The sequence below is a fragment of the Streptomyces sp. NPDC032940 genome (genome assembly GCF_040636935.1).
Taxonomy (GTDB): Bacteria; Actinomycetota; Actinomycetes; order Streptomycetales; family Streptomycetaceae; genus Streptomyces.
Genome location: NZ_JBEZVJ010000001.1, coordinates 179,764 through 198,833 on the forward strand (window position 1 = coordinate 179,764; position 19,070 = coordinate 198,833).

Sequence of the window (19,070 nt, forward strand, 5' to 3'; positions counted from 1 at the left end):
AGCGTGCGGCGGCCGGGAGGTTCAGCCCGGCACGATCCGCCGGCGGGGCGGGCTGCCGGGTACGTCGGCCGCCCACGGGTCCGGCACGCCCGGCGTGGCCGGCTCCGTCGGCGGGGGTGGGGTGAGGACGCCGGTGAGGGCGTTGTCCCGCAGGGTGCGGCGGCGGCGTTCCAGCAGGCGCCGGTCGGCGCCGCGGCGCTCCTCCTCGGCCAGCTGCTGCTCGAGCTGCTCCTGTACCTGGGGGATCTGCTGGTCCACGAGGCGCAGCAGCTCGGTGCGCAGGGACTCGGGCAGCCCGGGGTGGCCGGCCAGGGCGCGCACCTCGCGGAGTCCGGCGCGGGCCTGGGTGAGTTCGCGGCCGTAGCTGAACTCGTCGCGCGCCTGGTCCAGGGCCCGCACCAGCGCGTCCGCCCAGGAGCCGAGGCGGGTGTTGAAGGCGCCGGTGAGGTGGGAGCCGAGGCGTACCCAGGTGTCGGCGTCGAAGTGCTCGTCGGTGAGGGAGGGCAGGGCGGCCGGGTCGACGGGCTCGCGGGCCGCCCAGCGGCGCAGGAAGTCCACCCAGGCCTGGTAGGCGCCGCCGTCGCCCCACAGCCCGCTCACGGGGCGGTGCTCCCGGGGCGGCGTACGAGGGTCTCGCCGGGCGGCAGCGGCTCCCAGTCGGGCAGGCCCTCGACGAGCTTGCGCAGCCTGCTGGTGACGCGTTCCTGCTGCGTCCGGCGCACGGCGCCCCACGGCGAGGTCTGGGCCCGTCCGGCGTCGGCGGAGCCCGCCCACGGGGACGCGTCCGGCGCCGGGCGGGGGTGGGGCGGGGTGCTGGGCGTGGTCATCGGTTGTCGTCCTCCTGGCGTACGGTGCGGCCCTCGAACGGCGAGGCCGGACCGCCCTCGGTCTTCAGGGACGCGATCAGCTCGCGGACCTTCGCATCCACCCGGTCGGCGGCGCGGAACTTTTCGTACCAGTCGGTGAGTTCGGCGGAGGCGCCGCGCAGGGCGTGCAGGGACTCGGTCTTGGCCGCCTCCAGGGCCTGGCGGGCGGTGTTCTGGTCGCGCTGGGCGGCCTGGGCGCCACCCCGCAGGACGAGGCCCCAGGCGACGCCGACGACGGCGGCGGCGCCCAGTGCGAAGCCGACGTTCACCTGGGTGATGAAGAGCAGGATGCCGACGACCACCGCGATCAGGGGCGCGGCCTTCTTCAGCCACGGGTAGGCCAGCGCCTCGATGAACGGATTCATGTGCTGGTCCCAGTGGTCGGCGAGGGACTTCTCCAGGGTGGCCAGCGGCTGGGTGAACGAGCCGGTCCAGGGCGGCAGCCGGAAGGACCGGGCGGCCACCGTGCAGGCGGTGCCGAAGTGGGCCTGGACGTCCTGCGGCATGGCCGCGCGGTAGTCCCGGGTGTGTCCGGCGTGGGCGTGCTGGAACCACTCGTGGCAGGCGACGACGGCCAGCCGCTGCGTGGCCGGCGAGGTGCCGATGGCCTCCGGGTTGAGGGCGGCCGTGGTCTGCACGGTCAGGTAGTCGAGGGTCTCCTCGTACGAGGCGGCGTCCGCGTCGGCGACCCGGCGGGCGGTGTCCAGGTCGCCGTCGTGGTCGATGACGGCCTGGTTGAAGGCGAGGTCGCGGCGGAGCGGCAGTTCCTCGTTGTCGTACTCGGAGACGAGGCGGTCGAGGATGTCGTCGACGGCGTCCTCGATGCGGTCCGAGGGAGTGAACTCACGGTCGAGGACGGCGCGGTACTTGTCCAGCAGGAGCTGCTGGCCGCGGGCGCCGGAGAGCACCGCGTCGAGCCGGCCCCACTGCGGGGAGACGGCCGCGAGCCGCGGGAACTCCTGCTGGGCGGAGGGGCCGCGCAGGGTCTCGATCTCGTCGCGCCAGCGCTTGGTCTGCCTGGCCTGCGCCTCGGCGCTGTCCGCGAGCTGGGCGCGCCATTCGGCGAGGGTGCGGTCCAGCAGGTCGCGGCCGACGACGCCGAAGGCGCCCTGGGCGATGGCCTCGAGGATGACGGCGAACTCGCGGCCGAGCGAGGCCGGGTCCTGGGCCAGCAGGTAGTGCCGCAGCCAGCGCACGGCGCCCTCGCGGCGGCCCTGGCGGCGCAGGACGAGGGCGAAGAACAGCGCGGTGCGGTCGGGTGAGCGGCGGAACGCCTCGTCGACGGCGCGCTCGCACAGTCCCCGGTCGTCGGCCGACCAGGAGGCGAGGGCGACGAGGGCGGGCGCCAGCCAGTAGCGGGGCGTCTGGATCATCAGCTGGTCGCTGACCATCCGGACGTTGTCCTCGGAGACGAGACCGACGTCGAAGGCCTGGAGCATGCCGACGGCGGTGCGGCGGACCGTCTTGTGGTGGCCGAACTCGTGGTCGATCTTGTCCTCGATGACGCCGATGCGGGTCTCGGCGCGCTGCACGTTGGCGGTGGTCTCGGCCTGCCGCACGAAGGCGAGGAACTCGTCGCGCAGTTCCTGCAGTTCGGTGCGGGTCTGCTGCTGGTTGGCCTCGACGGTGGAGACCTGGCCGGAGACCGAGCCGACCTGTTCGGTGAGTCTGACGACGAGGTTGCTGACCTCCTGCACCTTGCGGTGCAGTGCGTAGTCGACCTCGGACATGCGCGAACTCCGTTCACGTGCGGGGGTTTCGGGGGCCGGCGTGTTTCTCGGCGGCGCTGCCCGCGGGCCGGGGACGGCTCGGGGCGGCGCTCTCAGGGCCGTACGACCGTGCCGTCCTCGAGGACCGGCAGGATCAGTCCGTCGCTGTACACCTCGATGTACGCGTAGCCGCCGGAGCGGGCCAGCATCCGGGCCGAGGAGTACGGGTCGGGCATGGGCTCGGCGGGGGCGAAGTGCCGCACGATGACGCCGAAGAGGTTGAGCTGGTGGTCCACGTAGGGCGGGCCGAGGTAGCAGCGGGCGACGAAGCCGAGCGGGACCGCGCCGTACGTGGTCGTGTACTCCTCACGGATCCACTCGGCGAGGGACCGGCAGGCCTGCTCGTCGATCCCCGCGTCCAGCCGGTGCAGGGCGTCGCGCAGGGCCTGCGGGCGCGACCGGTACAGCTCGCGGCGGGTCACGCCCGGGCCCGGTGCGCCGGACGTCCGGCTCCCGGGCGTACCGAGGTCGCCGACCAGGCGGCGGCCGGCGCCCGGCGAGGACAGGGGCCGGGCGGACGGGACCTGCGGCCCCTGCTGCCCGGGCCGGACGACGCGACGTGGGTGTTCTGCGTACCCCATGGTGTCCCCCGAGAGTCATGGGTGGCGCGTACCGGAGGACCGGTTGCGTGATGCACGGGAGACGAAGCGTAATGACGAACCGTCAAGAGCGCGACTGCTATCACCAAACGACCTGCTGGTGACCGGAACACGCCCCGAATGGACCCGGTTCGGTCGTCGCGTTCCCGCGTCGGAGCGTCCCGGGCACCGACGGACTCTCCGGCATGAGGACGTTCGCCGGCGTACGCGCACAGGCCGGGCACGTCGGAGTCGTCGGCGCAGAGCCGGACGAGCGTGTCGAGGGTCTACTCGCGTTCGGCGGCGAGTTCCTCGGGCGGGACGGGCGGGGCGAGGGCGCGTCGGACACGGTGCGGGCGGCCGGTAGGCGGGGTCCTGCGCCGCGGTCCGCACCAGCCGGCTGTCCTGGCTCACGCCGGGCAGGTCCTGATCGGTCATCAGGGAGACCACGGTGAGGTCGGCGGCCGGCCGCAGGGTGCTCGGGCCGCGCCGGGCGACGGCGACGCCGGGCACCGGGCGCGGGCCGCCGGCCGGGTCGAGGGGCAGGGAACGCAGCAGGGTCTCGCACACGGCGGCGCCGGGCGTGGTGCCGGCGTACAGGTGGCCGTAGCGGTCGCAGGGTGTGGCGTCGAAGCGTCCGCCGCCCCGGAGGCAGTGCGCGGGCGCGGGGTGAAGGCGGTGGCGCCGCGGTGCAGGGCGTGGACGCGGTGCGGCAGGGTGCCCTGGGCGGGCGTCACCTCGGCCGGGGTGCCCGTCAGGTTCTCGGGCGGCCGGTAGTTGGGCACGGCGGGTCCGCCTCCTCGTACGGCGCGGTCGGTACGGTCACACGTCCTCCAGCAGCAGGCGCGCGGTGTCGGCGAGCCGGTGCTCCCCTCCGGTGCCGAGGAGGGCGGCGGGCGCGGTGCCGAGCCAGGCGTTGCCCGCCAGCCACCAGTCGGCTGCGCCCCAGGGGTCACGGGCGGCGTCGAGGAGCGCGTTGACCTCCAGGACGACCAGTCGGGGCAGGCTGCCCTCGGAGAACTGGAACCGGGGCAGCCGTGCCAGTCCGCCGGGGCCGGGCAGCCGGATCAGATCGCGGGCGTAGGGGTCGCCGCCGCCGCGCAGCACGGTGGCCGGGTCCAGGGCGGGTTCGGCGAGCAGACGGTCGCGCACCGGGCCGAGGACGGGGCCGACCATGCGGTGCCCGTCGAGGAGCAGCACGGCGAGGTCGTCGGCGCGGAAGCCCAGGTAGGACGGGTCGCCGGTGGCGGTGTCGGCGGCGGTGGCGAGCCGGGCCACCTGGGCGGTGCCGAACTCGTCGGGCAGGGCCCGGCGGAGCAGTCCGGCGGCCTCCTCCGCGGCACCGCGGCGGGCGCCTTCGCCGGCCTCGCGATGGCGTACGACGGTCAGCAGGGCGGCGAGGCGCTCGCGGGTGGGGCCGGTGACACGGTCGGCCAGCCGGTGCCATTGGGCTGCCGCCGCGGCCAGCACGGCGTACGGATTCACGGGTCCCCCTTGTCGTCGTCTGCCGGGCGTCGGGCCGGGCGCCGCTCCCCGCCCGGCCGGCGGCCTGGGCCCAGTCGTCACATTCCCGTCGTCCGCCCGGAGGGCGGGCCCGGAGGCGTCCGGTGCGTGCGATCGCAAGGCGCCGGAGCGCCCTCGTGGCGGAGCCACGTGGGCGGTCCGGCAACGCGGCGAGCGTGCGTGCCAGACACCGCCGGGCAGGCGGGAATGTGACGACAGGGCCTAGGGGCGGCGCCCGGTCAGGAGCCGTTCCACCAGGTCGGCGCGGGCCTGGCGGCGCATCACCAGGTGGACGTCCCACGGGGCGCCGCGGGCCAGTGCGGCCTCCACGGCCGTCCACAGCGCGCCGAAGCTCTCCAGGGCGGGCAGTCCGCCGCGGCCGGCGCCGAGCAGCGGCAGGCAGACGGAGGTGAGCGGCGGGTCGTGGCGGCCGGACTCGTCGGCGAGCAGGGTGAAGGCCCGGTCGACGGCGCGGGTGATGTCGGCGGGCTGGACGTCGTAGTCGTTGGTGCCGGGGCGGGGAACGGCCACGGCGAGGTGGTAGATGCGGCGCACCCCCTGGGCGGCCATGGCCCCGGCGGAGGTGACGGCGACGGTGCCGGGCAGGGCGGCGCGGCCGGGGATGCCGTGGCGTGCGGCCCAGTCGCGCAGTTCGTCGTGGACGCGGTCCTCGACGACTCCCCCGGTGGCGTCGGTGCGGGCCCCGGCCCGGCGAAGCGTCGCGGCGACCGACGCCTTGTAGGGCGCGGGGAGCGCGAAGTAGGTGTTGGACGGGGAGACGACGACGTCGACGTCGCGCAGGAGGTCCACGGAGTGGACGTGCAGGGTGACGGGGACGACGCGGTCGTGGACGCGCGGTTTGATCACGCGGTGGGCGGGGGCGAGGTGGTGCGGATCCGGGGCCGGTGCATCCGGGCCGTCGGTCGCCTCGCGGGCCGCCGAGCCGTCCTCCTCGGAGTCGCCGTCGGCGGCGGTGAGGCCGAGGACCTGCTCGGTGATCTGCTCCAGCACCATCACCTCGTGGTGCTTGCGGAACCGTTCGACGCTGACGCCGTACACCTCGGCGGCCCGGCGGCGCCGGTCGGCGGGGGGCCAGTCGCGGGTGCCCTGGGCGAGGCCGAGGGTGTACTCGGCGGCGGTCTGGAGGCTGCCGCCGCCGATGCCGGCGACGGCGTCCCGGAGCAGCCGCTCGACCGCGAGGCCGGGTAACTCCCCCGGTGTCCCCAGCCGTTCGCGGGCGATGCGGGAGAGCTCCGGGATGTCCAGCCCGCGGAGCCTGACGACTCCGGCCCGCCGCACCGCTCTCACCTCGGCGAGCACCGCGGCGTGATCGGGCCTGTGAGGGGGGTGCGGCATGGCATCAAGAATCCCATCGTCGCCTCCGCCCTCACAAGCCCGGTCCGGTGCTCCCCCCGTACTTCCATTGCACCGCACGGCCCGGTCGCGGCTCGGGCTCTTTCGGGGCGGATACGGGGCGGGAGCGAGGGAGTTCGCGCTAAACGAACAGGCTGAGCACCGCCGCCGTCGCGAAGCCGCCGAGCGACAGCACGCTCTCCAGCACGGTCCACGTCTTCAGGGTGTCCCGTTCGCTGATGCCGAAGTACTTGGCGACCATCCAGAAGCCTCCGTCGTTGACGTGCGAGGCGAAGATGGAACCCGCCGAGATGGCCATGATGACCAGCGCGACGAACGCCTGGGAGTGGTCGCCCTCGGCGAGCAGGGGCGCCACGATACCCGCCGTCGTCACGATGGCGACCGTCGCCGAACCCTGGGCGACCCTGAGCACGAGGGAGATCAGGTAGGACAGGACGATCACCGGCAGGCCGACGTCGTGGAAGGTGTCGGAGAGGGCCTGGGCGACGCCGCTGGCCTTGAGGACGGCGCCGAAGACACCGCCCGCGCCGACCACGAGCAGGATGTTGCCGACCGGCTTCAGCGAGGACGTCGAGACGGTCTCCAGGGACTTGCGGGACCAGCCGCGCCGGATGCCGAGGAGGTAGTAGGCGAGGAACAGGGCGATGGTGAGGGCGACGAAGGGGTTGCCGAAGAACTCGATCACCGAGCGGGTGGTGGAGGGGTCCAGGGCGATCGAGGAGAAGGTCGCGGCGAGGATGAGGACCAGCGGGGTGCCGATGATGCCGAGGACCGTGCCGAGCGGCACCGGCGTCTCGCGGGGGGCGACACCGGCCTTGCGCTGCTCGTCGATGACGGCCTGCCGGGCCTCGTCGGCGGCCTCGACCATGTCCTGCGGCACGGGGACGAAGATGCGGCGGCCGACCCAGGCGGAGTAGGCCCAGGCGGCGAGGACGGCCGGGATGCCGCACACGACGCCCATGAGGATCACCCAGCCGAGGTCCACCTTCAGCAGCCCCGCGGCGGCCACCGGGCCGGGGTGCGGCGGCAGGAAGGCGTGGGTCATCGACAGGCCGGCGAGCAGGGGCAGGCAGTAGAGCAGGATCGACTTGCCGATGGGGGTCCCCCCGGGACGGAGCTTGTCGGAGTCTTGGGGGCGTTTCGCGGCGGCGTAGACGATGGGCGCGAGGACGAAGATGCCGACGTCGAAGAAGACGGGGATGCCGAAGATCAGGCCGGTCAGGCCCATGGCGAGCGGGGCGCGCTTCTCGCCGAACAGGCCGAGCAGGCGGGAGGCCAGCACCTCCGCGCCGCCGCTGACCTCGAGGATCGCGCCGAGCATGGTGCCCAGGCCGATGATGATGGCGACGTGCCCGAGGATGCCGCCCATGCCGGACTCGATGGTGGAGACGGCGTCGGACTTCTGGACGGTGCCGAAGAGTTCGGTGACCGACAGGCCGGCGAGCAGGCCGACGGCTATGGAGACGGCGAGCAGCGCGACGAAGGGCTGCAGCCGCACCTTGATGATCAGGAAGAGCAGGAGCGCGATGCCGATCGCGGCGACGGTCAGCAGACCCGCCGTGCCGTCGATCAGGGTGAGCAGACCGCCGGTGTGGGGTGGGGTCTCGGCAGCGGCGAACTGAAGGGGCATATGGGACATCCGGGGGTCCTCTGGCTAAGAACATGGGGCTTTCGGGCAGGGCGGAGCGCGGCACGGCGCCCCAGGGGTGGGGGGCGCCGTGCCGTTCACAGACGGTCGGGCAGACGGGGGAGAGACGGTCAGCCGAGGACGGCCAGCGCGTCGATCTCGATGAGGAGTCCGGCGGGCAGTCCGACGTAGACGGTCGTGCGCGCGGCGGGCGGCTGGGTGAGGCCCTGCTCCTCGAAGTACCGGTTGTAGATCTCGTTCATCTCGGCGAAGTGGTCGACGTCCGTGAGGTAGACGCGGATCATCATCACGTCGTCCCAGGAGGCGCCGCCCTCCTCCAGGATCGCCTTGACGTTGGCGAGGGTCTGGAGGGTCTGCTCGCGCAGGGTCGGGCCGGCCGGGGTGGGGGCCTTGCCGTCCTCGTGGGGGAGGAAGCCGACCTGGCCGGCGACCTGGAGGATGTTGCCCTTCTTCACGCCGTGGCTGAACTTGGCCGGGGGGACGGTGTGGGTCGCGGGGGTGAGAGCGATCTTGTCGGTCATGCGGTGACTTCCTTGACTGGGGTCCTGCCGGAGTACTCGCCGCTGATGGCGTCCGCCGTACGGCGCACCAGCGGGAGCAGGGTGAGGAGTTCGTCGGCGGTGACGACGACGTTCGGCGCGGAGACCGACATCGCGGCGGCCACCCTGCCGTCGGCGCCCCGGATGGGGGCGGCGATGCAGTTGATGGACTCCTCGTGGCCGCCGAGGTCGGTGGCCCAGCCCTGTTCGCGCACCGTGGCCAGCTCCGTGAGGAAGGCGTCGGCGTTCGGTGTCGAACGGGCCGTGTACAGGGGGTATTCGAGCTTCTCCACGACGGCGCGGCGCTCGTTCCCGGGGAGGTCGGCGAGCAGCAGCTTGGCGACGGCCGCGACGGTGATGGCGACGGGCTTGCCGATCCGGGAGTACATGCGGACCGGGTAGCGGCTCTCGACCTTGTCGATGTAGAGGACCTCGTTCTCCTCGTAGACGGCGAGGTGGACGGTGTGGCCGCACTGCTCGTTGAGGCGTACGAGGTGGGGGTGGGCGATCTCGCGGACGTCCAGGTTCTCCATCGCCTCCTGGGCGAGGGCGATGAGCCGGGCGCCGAGGCGGTAGCGCTGGTCGGACTGGCGGTAGACGAAGCCGTGCTCGTGCAGGGTGCGCAGCAGCCGCAGGGCGGTGGACTTGTGCACGCCGAGCCGCTCGGCGACCCGGCCCAGGTCGGCGGGGCCCTCGGCGAGCAGCGGCAGGATGCTGAGCGCGCGGTCGACGGTCTGGCTCATGGTGTGCGTACCTCCTCGTCGGCCCCTCGGCCGGCCTGTGTCCAGCCGGGGCCGAGTCGCAGTCTCCCCCACGCGTCGTCGTCGAGGGCGGCCAGCCGGTCGGCGTGGTGCCGGGCCGGGGGCGCGGCGAGGTCGCCGGGGACGGTGAGGGCGGCGGCGGCCGTCAGGTGGCCGTGGCGCAGTCGCTCGCGCACGGGCAGTCCGCGCAGGGTGGCGGAGAGGAACCCGGCGGCGAAGGCGTCGCCCGCGCCGACGGCGGCGACGACGTCGACGTGCAGGGCGGGGACGAAGGTGGCGTGCTCCCCGTGGAAGGCTGTGGCGCCGGTCGCGCCCTGCTTGACGACGAGCAGCTCCGGCTCGGGCAGCGCCGCGCGCACCGCCTCGGGGCCGCCGAGTCCCCAGGCCTCGTCCTCGCCGACGAAGACGAGGTCGGCGCCGCGCGCCAGCTCCCGGAGCACGGCCGGTCCGTCGGCGTCCCGCCACAGCCCGGGGCGGTGGTTGACGTCGAAGGAGACCAGGGGCCGGCCGGGGCGGCGGGCGGTCAGTTCGCGCATCAGGTCGCGGCAGTCGGCGGAGAGCGCGGCGGTGATGCCGGACAGGTGGAGGATCCGGCCGGAGCGGATCGCGCCGAGATCCAGGGTCGCGGCCGACATGGCGGAGGCCGCAGAGCCGCTGCGGTAGTACGCCACCTCGTGCGCGTCGGTGGCACGGTCGCCCGCGGTGCGGAAGTAGATGCCGGTCGGCCGGCCGGGGTCGCGGCGCACGGCGCGGACGTCGACGCCGTAGGCGCCGATCGCCTCGACCAGGTGGTCGCCGAAGCCGTCGGCGCCGACGGCGCTGACCCAGCGGGCGGCGTGTCCGGCGGCGGCCAGCACGCAGGCGACGTTGGACTCGGCGCCGCCGATGGCGCGGTCGAAGGAGGGCACGTCGGCGAGGCGTCCGGGGCGGGAGGGCAGGAAGGTGACCATGGACTCGCCGAGCGCGACGACGTCCACGACGTCGGGGGTGGTGCTGCGGGGGCCGTCGGCGGTCACGATGGTGGGGCTCCTCATCCTGTCGCGGGCGGACTGTCTCGGACGGAGGCTCCGTTGACCCCGCGTTGGCCGAGATGTTAGACAGCAGTGAGCGATATACGCAACGGTCGTTGCAGACAATGCAACGACCCACCTCAGGAGGCTCCATGGCCCTCGACACCGGCACCGAAGCCCTCGCCCGCCTGGCCGAGGAGCACGTCGACCACCGCTTCAAGGGCCTCCCGCCGGACGCCGCGGGCCTGACCGTCGCCGAGCTGGCCGCGCAGCGCCGCAATCTCTTCACCGGCGGCTTCACCACGCCCGTGCTGGCCCTGTCCGCCGAGCGCCTGGAGCACAACCTGCGGCTGATGGAGACGTACGCCGCCCGGCACGGCCTCGCCTTCGCGCCGCACGGCAAGACCTCGATGGCCCCCCAGCTCTTCCACCGGCAGCTCGCGCACGGCGCCTGGGGCATCACGCTCGCGGTGCCTCACCAGGTGTGGGTGGCCCGTGCCCACGGCATCGGGCGGATCTTCCTGGCCAACGAGCTGGTCGACGCCGCCGCCCTGCGCCGCCTCGCCGCCGAGCTGGACGCCGACCCGGACTTCCGCTTCGTCTGCTACGTCGACTCCGTGCGCGGGGTGGAGCTGATGGACGCCGCGCTGGCCGAGGCGGGGGCGGGCCGCCCGGTGGACGTCGTGGTCGAGCTGGCCGCCGGCGAGGGCGCCCGGACCGGGGTGCGCACGGAGGCCGAGTGCGCGGCGGTCGCCGACGCGGTCGCCGCCGCACCGACGCTGCGGCTGGCCGGGGTCGCCGGGTACGAGGGCGAGGTGCCGGACGCCGATCCGGAGAAGGTGCACGCGTGGCTGCGGCGGCTGGTCGCGCTGGCCGTGGACTTCGACAAGGCGGGCCGGTTCACGGGGCTGGACGAGATCGTGCTGAGCGCGGGCGGCAGTGCCTGGTTCGACGCGGTGGCCGACGTGTTCGCCGAGGTCCCGGACCTCTCCGTGCCGGTGCTGAAGCTGCTGCGCTCGGGCGCGTACGTGTCGCACGACGACGGGCACTACCGGGAGCTGACCCCCTTCAACCGCGTCCCCGCCGAGGGCGCCCTGGAGCCCGCCTTCCGGCTCTGGTCCCAGGTCGTCTCGCGCCCCTCCCCGGAGCAGGCCTTCACCAACGCGGGCAAGCGGGACGCGGCCCACGACCTCCACCTGCCCTTCGCACAGGCGGTGCGCCCCGCGGACGGCGGCCCGGAGCGCCCCGCCGACGGGGTCACGGTGACCGGACTGTCCGACCAGCACGCCTGGCTGCGCACCGCCCCCGGGGTGGAGCTCGAGGTCGGCGACTGGGTCGGGATGGGCCTGTCCCACCCGTGCACGTCCTTCGACAAGTGGCAGCTGATCCCGGTCGCGCAGGCGGACGGGACGGTCGTCGACTACGTCCGCACGTTCTTCTAGAGGAGGCCCTGGTGGAAGAGCTGGTCATCCGGGACGCCGACGTCGTCGACGGCACCGGCGAGCCCTCGTACCGCGCCGACGTGGTCGTCGACGGCGGGCGCATCGTGTCGATCGTCAAGGAGGCGGCCGCCGCGGGCTGCCAGCGCCCCAGGGCGCGCCGAGAGCTGGACGCCGAGGGCCTGGCCCTGGCCCCGGGCTTCATCGACATGCACGCCCACAGCGACCTGGCCCTGCTGCGCGACCCCGACCACAGCGCGAAGGCGGCCCAGGGCGTCACCCTGGAGGTCCTCGGACAGGACGGCCTGTCGTACGCGCCGGTCGACGACCGCACCCTCGGCGAGGTGCGCCGCGCCATCGCCGGGTGGAACGGCCCCGGCGACGACGTCGACTTCGACTGGCGCTCGGTCGGCGAGTACCTGGACCGGCTCGACCGGGGCGTCGCCGTCAACGCCGCCTATCTGATCCCGCAGGGCACGGTCCGCGCCCTCGCGGTCGGCTGGGAGGACCGCGAGGCGACCCCGGCCGAGCTGGAGCGGATGCGCCGGCTGGTCGCCGAGGGCATGGAGCAGGGCGCGGTCGGCCTGTCGTCCGGGCTCACCTACACGCCGGGCATGTACGCGAAGGACGCCGAGCTGACCGAGCTGTGCCGGGTGGTCGCGTCGTACGGCGGCTACTACTGCCCGCACCACCGCTCGTACGGGGCCGGGGCCCTTCAGGCGTACGAGGAAATGGTGGCGCTGACCCGGGAGGCGGGCTGCCCGCTGCACCTGGCGCACGCCACCATGAACTTCGGCGTGAACAGGGGCCGGGCGCCCGAGCTGCTGACGCTGCTGGACGACGCGCTGGCCGCAGGCGCCGACATCACGCTCGACACCTATCCGTACACCCCGGGCTGCACCACCCTCGTGGCGCTGCTGCCGAGCTGGGCCGGCGAGGGCGGTCCGGAGCAGGTGCTGAAGCGGCTGGCGGACGACGACACCGCCGAGCGGATCCGCCACCACCTGGAGGTGACCGGCTCCGACGGCTGCCACGGGGTGCCCGTGGAGTGGGAGACCGTCGAGATCTCCGGCGTCGGCGACCCGGCCCTGGCCGAGTACGTCGGCCGCACGGTCCTGGAGTCGGCCGGGCTGCGCGGCGAGAGCCCGTGGACGCTCGCCCGGCGCCTGCTGCTGGCCGACCGGCTGGCCCCGACGATCCTCCAGCACGTCGGCCACGAGGAGAACGTGCGGGCGATCATGCGCCACCGCGTCCACACCGGCGGCTCGGACGGCATCCTCCAGGGCAGCAAGCCGCACCCGCGCGCCTACGGCACCTTCCCGCACTACCTCGGCCACTACGTCCGCGAGCTGGGCGTGCTGTCGCTGGAGGAGTGCGTCGCCCATCTCACCGGGCGCCCGGCGGCCCGGCTGCGGCTGCCGGACCGGGGCAGGATCCGCGAGGGGTACCGGGCCGACCTGGTCCTCTTCGACCCGGCGACGGTCGCGGCCGGCAGCACGTACGAGGAGCCGCGCCGGCTGCCGACGGGCATCCCGTACGTGCTGGTCGACGGGCGGTTCGTGATCGAGGACGGGCGGCGCACCGACGTGCTGGCCGGGCGGTCGGTGCGCCGGAGTCCGCGCTGATCACGGCCCGGGGCTACGGCTTGGGCAGGACGCAGCCGCTGCGGGAGAGGTCGAGCTTGTTGTCGGCGCCGAAGCAGGCGGGGATCCGGTAGGTCTGCTGGGCGTAGTTGATGCCCTCGCGGACCGTCACGGTCCCGTCCTCGGCGACCTCGCACGGGTTGTTGTCGGTGCAGCGTCCGCCGTCCTCGTTGCCGGTGTTGTTGACGGCGACGACCTTGCCGGTGGCGTTGTCGACGACGGGCGATCCGGAGGTGCCGCCGATGGTCCGGCAGGCGGAGGTGTAGCGGACCGAGTCCTTCCAGGTCCACTCCCCCTCCTTGAGCCGGTACGCGAACCCGTCGACGTTGCAGGCGTAGGTCCGCTTCCAGTAGCCGGAGACGACGGTGATCGCGGTGCCGGCCGTGGGGTGGGCGTCGTCGAGGGTGAGCGCGCTGATCCCGTAGGTGCCGCGGATCTGGGCGTACGTGCTGGTGAGCTGGTACAGCGAGACGTCCGTGTCGGTCATCGTCGCGTAGGCGATCTTGCTGGCGCGCAGGGTGCCGACGCGCGTGCCGGAGGAGTTGAGCAGGCCGAAGCTCCGGCTGGAGGGCTGGTCCACGACGACCTCGCCGGCCGCCGGGAAGCCGGTCTCCAGACAGTGGCCGTTGGACATGACCAGCGCCGGGTCGTCGTCCTCGGACGCGGGCAGGCGGACGACGGAGCCGGAGCAGTTGCTGAGCGAGACGGTGCCGGCGAAGGACACGGCCTTGGCGGCGGGAGCCGCGGGTGACGCGGGGGCCGTGCGGGACGCGGGAGCCGCGGGTGACGCGACCGCCGGTGCCACGCCGACCCCGGTGACGGCCAGGGTGGCGAGCGCGGCAAGGAGAGGCTTGTTCATGTGGGGGTCCCCTCTATGGAGGGCACCGGCCGGAGGTCTTCCGGACGGCACCCGGATTGTCATGAGCATTTTCATGACGGAGAGGGGTGCGGACAAGGACCGCTATCCGGCCGCCAGTTGGCGCGATAGCGCCCGTCGGGCACGGGTGAGGACGCCGGCGGCCCCCCGGAGCGGGCGTCCCACGTGGTGGAAAACACGGCCCATGGGCCGTAACCGGGTCGTAAGCTCGCGGACATGCAGGTGATCCAGTCGACCAAGCTCGCCAACGTCTGTTACGAGATCCGGGGCCCGGTGCTCGAGGAGGCGATGCGGCTGGAGGCGGCCGGTCACCGCATCCTGAAGCTGAACACGGGCAACCCGGCGGCCTTCGGCTTCGAGTGCCCGCCCGAGATCCTCGAGGACATCCTCCGCAACGTCTCGTCGGCCCACGGCTACGGCGACGCGAAGGGCCTGCTGGCCGCGCGCCGGGCGGTCGTCATGCACAACCAGACCCTCGGCATCGAGACGGACGTCGAGCACGTCTTCATCGGAAACGGCGTCTCCGAGCTGATCGTGATGGCGATGCAGGGCCTGCTGGACGACGGCGACGAGGTCCTCGTCCCGGCGCCGGACTACCCGCTGTGGACGGCCGCCGTCTCCCTGTCCGGCGGCACGGCGGTGCACTACCGCTGCGACGAGCAGTCCGACTGGATGCCGGACCTCGCGGACGTCGAGCGCAAGGTCACCGACCGCACCAAGGCCATCGTCATCATCAACCCGAACAACCCGACGGGCGCGGTGTACGACGAGGAGGTGCTGCGCGGGCTCACCGACATCGCGCGCCGGCACAACCTGCTGGTCTGCTCCGACGAGATCTACGACAAGATCCTCTACGACGACGCGGTGCACACCCCGACCGCCGCGATCGCCCCGGACCTGCTCACCCTCACCTTCAACGGCATGTCGAAGGCGTACCGGGTGGCCGGCTACCGGGTCGGCTGGATGTCCGTCTCCGGGCCGCGCGCGCACGCCCAGTCGTACATCGAGGGCCTGACGATCCTGGCGAACATGCGGCTGTGCGCCAACATGCCGGGCCAGCACGGGGTGGTCGCCGCGCTCAGCGGGCGGCAGACGATCAACGACCTGGTGCTGCCGGGCGGACGGCTGCGCGAGCAGCGGGACGCCGCGCACGAGGCGCTGACCGGCATCCCGGGTGTGACCTGCGTGAAGCCGAAGGGGGCGCTGTACCTCTTCCCGCGCCTCGACCCCAAGGTCTTCAAGATCAAGGACGACCGGCAGATGGTCCTGGACCTGCTGCGCCAGGAGAAGATCATGGTCGTCCAGGGCACCGGCTTCAACTGGCCCGAGCCCGACCACTTCCGCGTGGTGACCCTGCCGACGGCCGGGGATCTGCGCGAGGCGGTGGGCCGGATCGGCAACTTCCTGGACGGTTACGGCCAGCCCTGACCCTCACCCTCCGCATGCATGCGGTCCGGCCTTGTGGTCGCCTCAACTTTAGATTGATTCCAATGTAGGATGGTTTCCTGAAAGCGTTCAGGAGGCCGTCCCATGTACGAACCGATCCGCAGCAAGTCGGTCCACAGCACGGTGGCCGGCGGCACCTCGGACTTCCCCCACCGGTCCCGTGAGGAGGAGCTGGACATCCAGCTCGCGGGTCATCTCGCGACGCTGCTCGCCGCCACGGACGAGCTGCGCGCCCAGGCGCCCTCCGAGGAGCTGGACACGGCGGCCGAAAGGCTCGCCGAGCAGGTCGCCCGGTTGCGGGGAGGCCGTGCGCCGGCCCGCCTGCCGGCGCCCGCCGCGCCGCCCGCGCCGCACCCGGCGGCACTGCACCGCCGGGCCCACACCCTGGCGAGCCGCGCCCTCGTGGTGGCCGCGTCCCGCGCCGACACGGCGGTGGCGATCCTCACCGCCGAACGCATGGACGCACACGCCGCGGCCCTCGAGCCGCGCGAACTGGCGTCCCGCTGACCAGCGCGTCGGCGCGCAGAACGTCAAAGGGCCGGGTCCGTCGCACGCCGTTGTGCGGGGACCCGGCCCGAGTGGGGCCTCCCTTGCTCCGGGACATCGAGCTACAGGAGCGTGAGGAGACCCCTCGCGGCCGGCCTTCGTGACGACTATGCAGGTCAGGGCTAGTCGGACCGGCCGCGGAACCAGGGGGGATCAGCCCAGGCGCTGCACCAGCGCGCGGTACTGGTCCCACAGCTCGACGGGCGTGTGGTCGCCGAAGGTGTTCAGGTGGTCGGGGACGAGCGCCGCCTCCTCGCGCCACACCTCCTTGTCGACGCTGAGCAGGAAGTCCAGGTCGGACTCGGGCAGGTCGAGGCCGTCGGTGTCCAGGGACTCCTTGGTCGGCAGCACGCCGATCGGGGTCTCCACGCCGTCCGCCCTGCCCTCGAGGCGCTCCACGATCCACTTCAGGACGCGGCTGTTCTCGCCGAAGCCGGGCCAGACGAACTTGCCCTCGTCGTCCTTGCGGAACCAGTTGACGTAGTAGATCTTCGGCAGCTTGGACTGGTCCTTGTCCTTGGCCACGTCGATCCAGTGCCCCATGTAGTCGCCCATGTTGTAGCCGCAGAACGGCAGCATGGCGAACGGGTCGCGGCGCAGCTCGCCGACCTTGCCCTCGGCGGCGGCGGTCTTCTCGGAGGCCACGTTGGCGCCGAGGAAGACGCCGTGGTTCCAGTCGAAGGACTCGGTGACCAGCGGTACGGCGGTGGCGCGGCGTCCGCCGAAGAGGATCGCCGAGATCGGCACGCCCTTGGGGTCCTCCCACTCGGGCGCGATGATCGGGCACTGGGACGCGGGCGTGGTGAAGCGGGCGTTGGGGTGCGCGGCCGGGCGGTATCCATTTGCTTCGCGGGCCGACTCGGGCGTCCAGTCGTTGCCCTTCCAGTCCGTCAGGTGGGCGGGCGTCTCCTCGGTCATGCCCTCCCACCACACGTCGCCGTCGTCGGTGAGGGCGACGTTGGTGAAGACGGAGTTGCCCCACAGGGTCTTCATCGCGTTGGCGTTGGTGTGCTCACCGGTGCCGGGCGCGACGCCGAAGAAGCCGGCCTCGGGGTTGATCGCGTACAGGCGGCCGTCCTCGCCGAAGCGCATCCAGGCGATGTCGTCGCCGATGGTCTCCACGGTCCAGCCGGAGATCGTGGGCTCCAGCATGGCGAGGTTGGTCTTGCCGCAGGCCGACGGGAAGGCGGCGGCGACGTACTTGGGCTCGCCGGTGGGCGGGGTCAGCTTCAGCACGAGCATGTGCTCGGCGAGCCAGCCCTCGTCGCGAGCCATGACGGAGGCGATGCGCAGGGCGTAGCACTTCTTGCCGAGCAGGGCGTTGCCGCCGTAGCCGGAGCCGTAGGACCAGATCTCGCGGTCCTCGGGGAAGTGCGAGATGTACTTGGTGGAGTTGCACGGCCACGGAACGTCGTCCTGACCCTCCTCCAGCGGGGCGCCGACGGAGTGCACGGCCTTGACGAAGAAGCCGTCCTCGCCCAGCTCGTCCAGGACCGGCTGTCCCATGCGGGTCATGGTGCGCATCGAGGCGGCGACGTACGCGGAGTCGGTGATCTCGACGCCGAGCGCGGAGAGCGGGGAGCCGAGGGGGCCCATGCAGAAGGGCACGACGTACATGGTCCGGCCGCGCATGGAGCCGCGGAACAGGCCCTTCTCCCCGCTGAAGATCTCCCGCATCTCGGCGGGCGCCTTCCAGTGGTTGGTGGGGCCGGCGTCCTCCTCCTTCTCGGAGCAGATGAAGGTCCGGTCCTCGACGCGGGCGACGTCGGAGGGGTCGGAGGCCGCGTAGTAGGAGTTGGGGCGCTTGATCGGGTCGAGCTTGCGGAAGGTGCCCTTCGCCACGAGCGTCTCGCACAGGCGCTCGTACTCGGCCTCGGAGCCGTCGCACCAGACCACGTCGTCCGGCTGGGTCAGTTCGGCGATCTCGTTGACCCACGAGATCAGTTCCTGATGGCGGGTGGGGACGGAGGGAGCCGCGATGTCGCGCGCCACGATTGCTCCTAGATGAGGGGTTTTTGTTTGGAGGCCCCGTGGGGGCTGCGACCCGGATGCGTCACGCGAGGAGCTCACGCTGCTCATCCGGTGCCGACCGCACTCATTTGATCATCCGACGAGAGCGCCCATATGTCCAGAGGGCCTCACACCTGAGCGGGGTGAGGATCGCCACGTACCAGTGGTTGTCTCCGGGTTTTTTTGCGTACGCCTGGAGTTCGCCTGGAACTTCTTTTACCTCGACGACGGTCCGGCGCCGGCCGGCACGGGTGAGGTGACGCTGCGGGGACTCCCGTGAGACGATGGCCACTTGCCACATCTCCGACGTCTCTACTGATGCGTAACTTACGGTCCCGTAGGTACGATGCGGACATGACTGCGTCCGCCTCCGACGCGCCCAGGGACATGCCGGCCGCCGGCCGCGGTCCCGTGGCGCTCTCCCTGCCGCATCCGGTCAAGCCCAAGCTGCGGGGCTGGCTGCACCTCGGTATGTTCCCGGCCGTCCTCGTCGCCGGACTGGTGCTCACCGCCCTCGCCGAGTCGACCGAGGCCCGCATCGCCTGCGGGGTCTACGTCCTCACGGCCTGCCTGCTCTTCGGCGTCAGCGCGCTCTACCACCGGGGCAACTGGAGCCCGCGCATGGACGGCGTGCTGCGCCGCCTCGACCACGCCAACATCTTCCTGATCATCGCGGGCACCTACACCCCGCTGACCCTGCTGCTCCTGCCGGACGCGCAGGGCCAGTGGCTGCTGTGGGGCATCTGGGCCGCCGCCGCGGCCGGCATCCTCTTCCGCGTCTTCTGGGTCGGCGCCCCGCGCTGGCTCTACACGCCCTGCTATCTCGCCATGGGCTGGGCGGCCGTCTTCTACCTGCCCGACTTCATGCACGCCGGCGGCATCGCCGTCCTCGTCCTGGTGATCGTCGGCGGCGTCCTCTACAGCGCGGGCGGCGTCATCTACGGCCTCAAGCGCCCGAACCCGTCCCCGCGCTGGTTCGGCTTCCACGAGGTCTTCCACTCCTTCACGCTCGCGGCGTTCATCGCGCACTACGTGGGGATCTCGCTGGTGGCCTACTAGGC

The 19,070-nt window shown here is 72.8% G+C and carries 17 protein-coding genes; 5 read left to right on the forward strand and 12 right to left on the reverse strand.

Annotated features, from left to right (window positions below; translation table 11 throughout):
• Positions 1-21: 21 nt before the first annotated feature.
• The 10 genes from AB0E77_RS00810 to AB0E77_RS00855 form a co-directional block, all read right to left on the reverse strand.
• Positions 22-600: a hypothetical protein gene (locus AB0E77_RS00810; protein WP_361563599.1), complete on the reverse strand. Its 579-nt coding sequence runs from the start codon at positions 598-600 to the stop codon at positions 22-24.
• Entirely contained in the window at positions 597-827 is a 231-nt protein-coding gene (locus AB0E77_RS00815) for a hypothetical protein (RefSeq protein WP_361563601.1), read from the reverse strand. Before AB0E77_RS00815 ends, AB0E77_RS00810 begins: the two co-directional genes overlap by 4 nt.
• A complete protein-coding gene (locus AB0E77_RS00820; protein WP_361563603.1) occupies positions 824-2,596 on the reverse strand; it encodes a hypothetical protein in 1,773 nt (590 codons plus the stop codon). Before AB0E77_RS00820 ends, AB0E77_RS00815 begins: the two co-directional genes overlap by 4 nt.
• A 92-nt stretch (positions 2,597-2,688) precedes the next feature.
• Entirely contained in the window at positions 2,689-3,216 is a 528-nt protein-coding gene (locus AB0E77_RS00825; protein ID WP_361563605.1) for a hypothetical protein, read from the reverse strand.
• A gap of 819 nt (positions 3,217-4,035) precedes the next feature.
• Complete coding sequence (locus AB0E77_RS00830; RefSeq protein ID WP_361563608.1) at positions 4,036-4,698, reverse strand: hypothetical protein; 663 nt, start codon at positions 4,696-4,698, stop codon at positions 4,036-4,038.
• A gap of 240 nt (positions 4,699-4,938) precedes the next feature.
• Positions 4,939-6,072 (reverse strand): hypothetical protein, encoded by a 1,134-nt coding sequence (locus tag AB0E77_RS00835; protein WP_361563611.1) that lies wholly within the window; start codon positions 6,070-6,072, stop codon positions 4,939-4,941.
• 139 nt (positions 6,073-6,211) lie between these two features.
• Positions 6,212-7,729, reverse strand: a complete 1,518-nt coding sequence (locus AB0E77_RS00840; protein ID WP_361563613.1) for a gluconate:H+ symporter — start codon at positions 7,727-7,729, stop codon at positions 6,212-6,214.
• 119 nt (positions 7,730-7,848) lie between these two features.
• Positions 7,849-8,259 carry a RidA family protein gene (locus AB0E77_RS00845; RefSeq protein ID WP_361563616.1) on the reverse strand — a complete coding sequence of 137 codons (411 nt, stop codon included), beginning with the start codon at positions 8,257-8,259 and terminating at the stop codon, positions 7,849-7,851.
• On the reverse strand, positions 8,256-9,020 hold the full coding sequence (locus AB0E77_RS00850; RefSeq protein ID WP_361563619.1) for an IclR family transcriptional regulator: 765 nt from the start codon (positions 9,018-9,020) through the stop codon (positions 8,256-8,258). Before AB0E77_RS00850 ends, AB0E77_RS00845 begins: the two co-directional genes overlap by 4 nt.
• Positions 9,017-10,054: a sugar kinase gene (locus tag AB0E77_RS00855; protein ID WP_361563622.1), complete on the reverse strand. Its 1,038-nt coding sequence runs from the start codon at positions 10,052-10,054 to the stop codon at positions 9,017-9,019. The genes AB0E77_RS00850 and AB0E77_RS00855 overlap by 4 nt, the downstream gene beginning before the upstream one ends.
• A 146-nt stretch (positions 10,055-10,200) precedes the next feature.
• Here AB0E77_RS00855 and AB0E77_RS00860 point away from each other — a divergent pair, with 146 nt between their 5' ends.
• Positions 10,201-11,490, forward strand: a complete 1,290-nt coding sequence (locus AB0E77_RS00860) for an alanine racemase (RefSeq protein WP_361563624.1) — start codon at positions 10,201-10,203, stop codon at positions 11,488-11,490.
• Positions 11,491-11,501: 11 nt separating this feature from the next.
• The gene (locus AB0E77_RS00865) at positions 11,502-13,112 is read left to right on the forward strand and encodes a D-aminoacylase (protein WP_361563627.1); all 1,611 of its coding nucleotides are present in this window, start codon (positions 11,502-11,504) and stop codon (positions 13,110-13,112) included.
• 13 nt (positions 13,113-13,125) lie between these two features.
• Here the strand turns inward: AB0E77_RS00865 and AB0E77_RS00870 are convergent, their stop codons facing one another.
• On the reverse strand, positions 13,126-13,989 hold the full coding sequence (locus AB0E77_RS00870; RefSeq protein WP_361563630.1) for a serine protease: 864 nt from the start codon (positions 13,987-13,989) through the stop codon (positions 13,126-13,128).
• Positions 13,990-14,223: 234 nt separating this feature from the next.
• Between AB0E77_RS00870 and AB0E77_RS00875 the strand changes: the two genes are divergently transcribed.
• Positions 14,224-15,435 (forward strand): pyridoxal phosphate-dependent aminotransferase, encoded by a 1,212-nt coding sequence (locus AB0E77_RS00875; RefSeq protein ID WP_361563633.1) that lies wholly within the window; start codon positions 14,224-14,226, stop codon positions 15,433-15,435.
• A 102-nt stretch (positions 15,436-15,537) separates the two neighbouring features.
• Entirely contained in the window at positions 15,538-15,960 is a 423-nt protein-coding gene (locus tag AB0E77_RS00880; RefSeq protein ID WP_361563635.1) for a hypothetical protein, read from the forward strand.
• Between the two features lie 192 nt (positions 15,961-16,152).
• Here AB0E77_RS00880 and AB0E77_RS00885 read toward each other — a convergent pair whose 3' ends face one another.
• Positions 16,153-17,991, reverse strand: coding sequence for a phosphoenolpyruvate carboxykinase (GTP) (locus tag AB0E77_RS00885; protein WP_361563637.1), 1,839 nt, complete (start codon positions 17,989-17,991; stop codon positions 16,153-16,155).
• A 372-nt stretch (positions 17,992-18,363) separates the two neighbouring features.
• Between AB0E77_RS00885 and AB0E77_RS00890 the strand changes: the two genes are divergently transcribed.
• The gene (locus AB0E77_RS00890) at positions 18,364-19,068 is read left to right on the forward strand and encodes a hemolysin III family protein (RefSeq protein ID WP_361563639.1); all 705 of its coding nucleotides are present in this window, start codon (positions 18,364-18,366) and stop codon (positions 19,066-19,068) included.
• The last annotated feature ends 2 nt before the right edge of the window (positions 19,069-19,070 follow it).

Bases quoted from the DNA above. Each gene is read 5' to 3' on its own strand.
- AB0E77_RS00815 (WP_361563601.1), bottom strand. From the start codon at position 827: ATGACCACGCCCAGCACCCCGCCCCACCCCCGCCCGGCGCCGGACGCG.
- AB0E77_RS00820 (WP_361563603.1), bottom strand. From the start codon at position 2,596: ATGTCCGAGGTCGACTACGCACTGCACCGCAAGGTGCAGGAGGTCAGC.
- AB0E77_RS00825 (WP_361563605.1), bottom strand. From the start codon at position 3,216: ATGGGGTACGCAGAACACCCACGTCGCGTCGTCCGGCCCGGGCAGCAG.
- AB0E77_RS00835 (WP_361563611.1), bottom strand. From the start codon at position 6,072: ATGCCGCACCCCCCTCACAGGCCCGATCACGCCGCGGTGCTCGCCGAG.
- AB0E77_RS00840 (WP_361563613.1), bottom strand. From the start codon at position 7,729: ATGTCCCATATGCCCCTTCAGTTCGCCGCTGCCGAGACCCCACCCCAC.
- AB0E77_RS00845 (WP_361563616.1), bottom strand. From the start codon at position 8,259: ATGACCGACAAGATCGCTCTCACCCCCGCGACCCACACCGTCCCCCCG.
- AB0E77_RS00850 (WP_361563619.1), bottom strand. From the start codon at position 9,020: ATGAGCCAGACCGTCGACCGCGCGCTCAGCATCCTGCCGCTGCTCGCC.
- AB0E77_RS00860 (WP_361563624.1), top strand. From the start codon at position 10,201: ATGGCCCTCGACACCGGCACCGAAGCCCTCGCCCGCCTGGCCGAGGAG.
- AB0E77_RS00870 (WP_361563630.1), bottom strand. From the start codon at position 13,989: ATGAACAAGCCTCTCCTTGCCGCGCTCGCCACCCTGGCCGTCACCGGG.
- AB0E77_RS00875 (WP_361563633.1), top strand. From the start codon at position 14,224: ATGCAGGTGATCCAGTCGACCAAGCTCGCCAACGTCTGTTACGAGATC.
- AB0E77_RS00880 (WP_361563635.1), top strand. From the start codon at position 15,538: ATGTACGAACCGATCCGCAGCAAGTCGGTCCACAGCACGGTGGCCGGC.
- AB0E77_RS00890 (WP_361563639.1), top strand. From the start codon at position 18,364: ATGACTGCGTCCGCCTCCGACGCGCCCAGGGACATGCCGGCCGCCGGC.